The sequence below is a fragment of the Desulfobaccales bacterium genome, assembly GCA_041648175.1.
Taxonomy (GTDB): Bacteria; Desulfobacterota; Desulfobaccia; order Desulfobaccales; family 0-14-0-80-60-11; genus 0-14-0-80-60-11.
In genome coordinates, this window is the sequence record JBAZPO010000047.1 from 1 (window position 1) to 5,294 (window position 5,294).

Genomic DNA, 5,294 nt, shown 5'->3' on the forward strand with positions numbered 1-5,294 from the left:
AACCAACAAGGAGATAACCCCATGCACGCCCCTTACCGTCCACTACGCACCGCCCCTAAACTCCCGGAGCCGCCGGCCAGCCCACCGGAACCGTCGGACGAGGAGTATGACCGCAACTGCCGAAACTCGTGCCGTGAGGAAGCCATAGAGGCCCTTGGCACGGCCATCAGCCGCTTGGATGAGATTGACCACGACGGTATTTACCGGCACACCCAGAAGTATCTGGAGAGATTGGTTAAATATCTCCAGAACGATATGGAGGGGTAAATGAAACGCCAAGATAATTTCGATGAACTCTGCCGGCGCCTGTTGGCCAGGGAGCCTGCCCGCAAGCCAGACTGGGATCTGATCTGGACCATGATCTGCTTCGGGATGGCCTTGGTCGCTGTAGCCAGTTGGATTGTTTGGGGTGGGCCAGAGTGGCTGTTCTGAAAAATCCCTTAGTATAGGAGGTAGGATTTGATGATGATGATTTTGAGCCATCGGCTTCCCGCGAAGGAGAGATAAGATGCCTTGGTATAGGTATGATAAAGTTATCACCAGCACCCACAGAGCCGTCAAATATCAGTTTGGCGACCACTCCCAATGGATTCCCTATCACTTCATCAAAAAAGCAGGCGAAGGGGTGAAAGACAACGAAGAAGATGGGGTAATCTTGATTCAATCACAATGGGCCAAAGTATATATGTGCCACCTCGAAACGTTTAAGTCCAAGGCACCACTCGGAGGGGGATGGAAGTTTTTTTGATAAGCTCACTGGGTTACACGTTTTCTGGAGATTTTTTTCATCAAAAAGTTGGCCCTATACTAAGGCTTTTTTAAGGAGGCACCATGCCCGAAACCATAAGCATCACCTTCGACGCCCTGATTCACATGACCGACCAGGCCGCCCTGTTCGACTTTGACGGGGACCGGAAATGGATACCCTTGAGTTTGATCGACCCCGACAGCCTGGCTGACCTGGATCTATACCGTCCAGACACAGAAACAGGGTATCGGGAAAACGAAGGTTCCGGCGAGATCATCGTTCCTCTCTGGTTCGTCAAGCAAGAAGGCCTCGAATCCTATGAAACTTGACCCTTTCTCCCGTACCTTCCACTCCGGCTATACTATGGGCTCAGAGTCCTGGATCATCCGCCGGTCCCCCTCGGGCGACTACATCCTCCCCGGGGCCTCAGCCAAAGACGACCACCAAGCGGTCAACCTCCTCCGGGTAGACGACGCCGGCAAGGTGCTCCACGCCGCCAACCCAACCCCGAAGACCGAGCCTGAGAAATTCGCCTGCATGTTCTTTGTGATTGTGCCGCGGGAGAGGTGGGAGCGACGGCCGAAGTAAGGAAAAACAAGAGGCCCCTTCGGGGGCCTTAAAATTACACCAATTACACCCAAATTACACCCAAGTGTAATTCATTTGAGCCACTAACCATGCGGGTTACACGCTTAAAATTACACTTGGACACTTCTTCGGAGAATTTTTCAAAAAACTGCTAAGAGGTGTAATTGTGTAATTTTGGCTCTGAAACACAGAACTGGCGTGGCTTTCCAGGATTACACCCCAGTGTAATTGTGCTGTAATTGTGTAATTATTCATGCTTAAAACCTGCGGGAAGGAGCCAGAAACGGCGAGTTTTGCTCTTGAGGGTCTGGTGACGATATTCTGCACCCATTGCTTTAAGTCTCTGAGGCAGATCGGGAATTTTTTCATCGTAGTTCATCTTCAGGTATTTTTTCAGCGGTGTCAAGTAAATTCCAACACGTCCCTCCAAAAAAAACGGGTCCTGACTGATACCCACTTCTGGCTGAACGGGGTGGCCGTCAAGATACCCAGCCAAGGCGGATTTCAGTTTCCCCACTACAGTAGCCTCTGGCCCTGGCTGAATATCAACGGCTGCATCCATAATCCTTTGACAGATCAACTCCCAGGGTGTTTTCTTGTCCTTCATCACTGCCCGCCGGGTGAGGTCGGCAATCTTAACCTGAAAGGATTTAAACGTAAATAATTCTATAGTGGTCATCCAAATTTCCCGATCATCTACTTTAAAGATAAATTTTGTCTCTTCTCCTAACATCCGAAAAATTTGCCGTAAGGGAATCCCGAGCTTGGCGCCTATAGCTTCCACAAGCTTGTTCCGATCTTCATCGTTCTCAATTTTAAGAGGATCATTCCCGGCCGCCGCCTCTCCAGGGATTGCATTGGTAATTAGATTATTTTTATTGTGGCTTCTGCGGGCCGAAGCAATCTTGGCCTCTAAACTTTTTTCAGGGAAAGGCGGTTGGCAATTATTAGCATAGGGCAATAGAATCAAATAAATTAATGAATCGGGCAGGCCATAATTTACGAGAAGACCGGCCGCTGACACAAAATCAATATCTCGCTCGCCTTCCCCTATACCTCCGCTTTCCAATAGCCGTTGCCAAGCCTTTTTAACTTCTGGAGCCAAATCAACTTCAGATAGGCGCACCTCGCCCGTGAGTTTGCCGGCAGCCTCCAGGGGTGATGATCCAGGCGCCCCCCCCTCCTTAAAAAAATTAAGCAACCACCCCGGGCAGCCGGATATTTCCTCGACATCGTTCCACTTGTAGAGCGACCCGCTCTTGTGCAGGCTGGGCGGCGCCACCACATAGCCGCCGTCTCCCCGGAAGTCCATGCCGGGGATCTTCTTGGCGAAATTTCGGACCTCAAACCCCGGGTGAGAAAAATAGATATGAGCTTTTCCTGGCGAAGTGGCGGCCTGGCGGGTCCGGGGCAGGTAAATCTCGTTCTGCTCCAAGTAGTCCCAACCTTCCTGGGCGTCAATGTCCAGGACCACAACCCCAGACACGGCTCCGGTCACTATGGCCACATTGGCATCCGGCCAGCGTTTCCACCATCTCTTGATTATGGCTTCGTCGCTGGTGGCACTCAGGAGACCGTTGGCGAGGTCTTTTTGGTGCCACCGAGGATGTTTGCCTTGACTCTCACAGTCGGCCTTACCACAGGAGCACCCGCCTTGTTCTGGTGCAGGTATAATGGCAGGAGTGTAAAGAGGAACTACTTTCCAACCGCGCCGGGCGTAGGATAGGGCAGATTCGAGCATTATTCTGCCTGCTCAAAATCGTATTCATTGGCTTTCCGTACAGCCTCGTTCACCTCAAGGCTAACACCTTCGTTTCCAACATAAACCCTTGTATTGAAATAATCAAAAGCCCACTCATGCCCGTTTGGATTCAGGCCGCATTTGCCGTTGCGACCTGTTTGATAAACCTTTGGGCTCCCTGGAGGCCCTTGAAAGATATATCCATAATGCCCGGTTTTATTGGTCAGCAATTGCAATTTGATTAATTCTTCGGCGGAAGTTTCGGACCCTTTAATTTCTACCCAAAGACCTGCCCCAGCGTTTTCGTCGGTCTTGAGGGGAATCCAGAAATCAGGTAGATATTTTTTATATGTATTGTCTTCATAGGATGAAAGAGGCGAGGGTTCAGACCATAATAATTTAAAATATCGAGGCTCATACTGGAAGTCGATGTTTAGAGCATCAAAAAATATGGCCCATCGGCCTTCCGTTTTGCTCCGATATTTTTGACCCTTGACTAAAACTTTAACTGGCCTTATCATTGCTTTCACACTCCTTCAGAAAGAGTGCCCGCAAGAAACTGCTCACCGAGTGGCCGGCCTTCGCCGCCCGCTTCTTGATCTCAGCCTTCTCCGCCGGAGTGAATCGCACCGGGACGATTGCTTTTCTTTTCATGTATTCCATTGTATTACCTCTAATATACACTTGTCAACCAAAAAAAGGGGGTCCCCTTCCTCCTCCGGGGCCCGTCTGGCGGCGGACCCCTGCACAGGTTAAAGAACAGTCCCCGGCCCTTCTTAGTTTGCCGACTTAGATGCCAGCCGGGGTAGGATGCTGCGCTTAGAAGAGGGGGCCGGGTTCTTAGTACCGGCTTGACCAGGTGTAGGGTGTTCGTGCCTTTTCAGCCCTATGGCGTTTCCCCCTAACTGGCAGTAGATGGGCGCCCTGCTCCTCGCAGTTAATCTCACTCCCGGTTCCCGCCGGGCCGCCCCTCATCTAAGCGCCCCGGGTCTCCGGCCCGGGACGCACCTGGTTTTAATGCACTCGGCTTATGGACATGATGACGTAATCATCCACCATTGACCTGAGACTCATCAGATTATGAACCGTCTCAGACGTCATGATGTAGTCCACCCGTACCAGGACTTCCCGGCCAGTGTAGCCAGGATTTTGATGAGCCCCATTCCCAGGTACCCACTCCCTCAACAGCAGTTCATCCCCCACCTGGAACCCTTCCAGCCGGTCATCCCGGCGTAACTCGAAGCATTTGTGGGCGTTAAGAGTTGGCTGAAAAAACTCCGGCCAGCATTTCAGTTCGTGGCGCTTTCTCGGTCTTATGCTCATTATCTTACTCCTGCACCTCGTCCGCGCTTGCCCCGCCCCGCATGAACGGTTTCAGGGCGCGCCCCATGGCCTCAGCCGCCCCCGCCTGCTCGGCCGACAACTTAGCCACCATGCCGAACACGGCCTTGCTGTACTCGATGCCGGTCTTGTTCTTGTCGCCCACCAGCGTCAGCCAGGTGACCACCTGGAAGAACTTCAAACCCTGGCTGGACAGGCGCAGCATATACTGCGTCGATCCCTTGAGGCTGGTGGGGGGCAGGGGCACCACCCGGGGCAGGTTGCTGTCAGGCATCAGCAGGAAGACCCGCTTGATCTGCTTGCAGGCCTGGCCCAGTTGCCGGGAATCGCTCTTGAACTGCGAGTAGGGGCAGTTGGCGCAGAGCCCGGTAGGGTTCCCCTCGCTGCCGTGCCCCATGAGGCCGATCCCGACAACCGCGTCTTCGCTGGAGCAGTCCGGCGGGGTGCCCCCGCCGCTGCTGGCGAAGTCGGTCCCCCAGTACGCCCGGCAGTTCTGGACGCCCATGATGATCCCAACAAGCTGCTCCGTCCGGGTGTCGCCGTCCAGGCCCGGCACCGTCCAGGTCAGGTTACCGCCGGAGGGGATCTTCACCCGGTCCAGGTCGAAGGCGCTGAACCCGGCCCCGGCCATATTCTCCTTGAGGGCTTCCACGAGGGCCTTGGGGTCCTCAGTTAAAGCCGGGAAGTTCACCACCCCGGCGTCCTTGGTCGCTACTGCTTTGCTTTCCTCTTTGCTCATTGTTCATTCTCCTTTGGTTTTTGACGGGGCGCTCAGGCCCCGGTGCTGCCCTTCAGGTTCTTCTGCCCCGCCTCAACGCTCCGCTTACTGGCGGCCAGGCGGTAGATTAACTCCTGGGAGACGGTGCGCATGTTCGC

General features: G+C 53.6%; 10 protein-coding genes. 5 read left to right on the top strand and 5 right to left on the bottom strand.

Annotated elements, in window-relative coordinates; all coding sequences use genetic code 11:
• The 5 genes from WC600_18565 to WC600_18585 all read left to right on the top strand — a co-directional run.
• A partial coding sequence (locus WC600_18565; protein ID MFA4904734.1) for a hypothetical protein occupies positions 1-267 on the top strand: 267 nt, incomplete at its 5' end.
• Complete coding sequence (locus WC600_18570) at positions 268-432, top strand: hypothetical protein (GenBank protein MFA4904735.1); 165 nt, start codon at positions 268-270, stop codon at positions 430-432.
• A 76-nt stretch (positions 433-508) separates the two neighbouring features.
• Positions 509-748, top strand: a complete 240-nt coding sequence (locus tag WC600_18575) for a hypothetical protein (protein MFA4904736.1) — start codon at positions 509-511, stop codon at positions 746-748.
• A gap of 83 nt (positions 749-831) precedes the next feature.
• Positions 832-1,077, top strand: a complete 246-nt coding sequence (locus tag WC600_18580; protein ID MFA4904737.1) for a hypothetical protein — start codon at positions 832-834, stop codon at positions 1,075-1,077.
• Positions 1,067-1,336, top strand: coding sequence for a hypothetical protein (locus WC600_18585; GenBank protein ID MFA4904738.1), 270 nt, complete (start codon positions 1,067-1,069; stop codon positions 1,334-1,336). The genes WC600_18580 and WC600_18585 overlap by 11 nt, the downstream gene beginning before the upstream one ends.
• Before the next feature lie 247 nt (positions 1,337-1,583).
• Here the strand turns inward: WC600_18585 and WC600_18590 are convergent, their stop codons facing one another.
• The 5 genes from WC600_18590 to WC600_18610 all read right to left on the bottom strand — a co-directional run bounded on the left by WC600_18590 (position 1,584) and on the right by WC600_18610 (position 5,157).
• Positions 1,584-3,077: a bifunctional DNA primase/polymerase gene (locus WC600_18590; protein ID MFA4904739.1), complete on the bottom strand. Its 1,494-nt coding sequence runs from the start codon at positions 3,075-3,077 to the stop codon at positions 1,584-1,586.
• On the bottom strand, positions 3,077-3,598 hold the full coding sequence (locus WC600_18595; GenBank protein MFA4904740.1) for a hypothetical protein: 522 nt from the start codon (positions 3,596-3,598) through the stop codon (positions 3,077-3,079). Before WC600_18595 ends, WC600_18590 begins: the two co-directional genes overlap by 1 nt.
• Positions 3,582-3,731: a hypothetical protein gene (locus WC600_18600; protein MFA4904741.1), complete on the bottom strand. Its 150-nt coding sequence runs from the start codon at positions 3,729-3,731 to the stop codon at positions 3,582-3,584. Before WC600_18600 ends, WC600_18595 begins: the two co-directional genes overlap by 17 nt.
• A gap of 360 nt (positions 3,732-4,091) precedes the next feature.
• Entirely contained in the window at positions 4,092-4,400 is a 309-nt protein-coding gene (locus tag WC600_18605) for a DUF3850 domain-containing protein (GenBank protein ID MFA4904742.1), read from the bottom strand.
• Positions 4,401-4,404: 4 nt separating this feature from the next.
• Entirely contained in the window at positions 4,405-5,157 is a 753-nt protein-coding gene (locus WC600_18610; protein MFA4904743.1) for a hypothetical protein, read from the bottom strand.
• Positions 5,158-5,294: the final 137 nt, after the last annotated feature.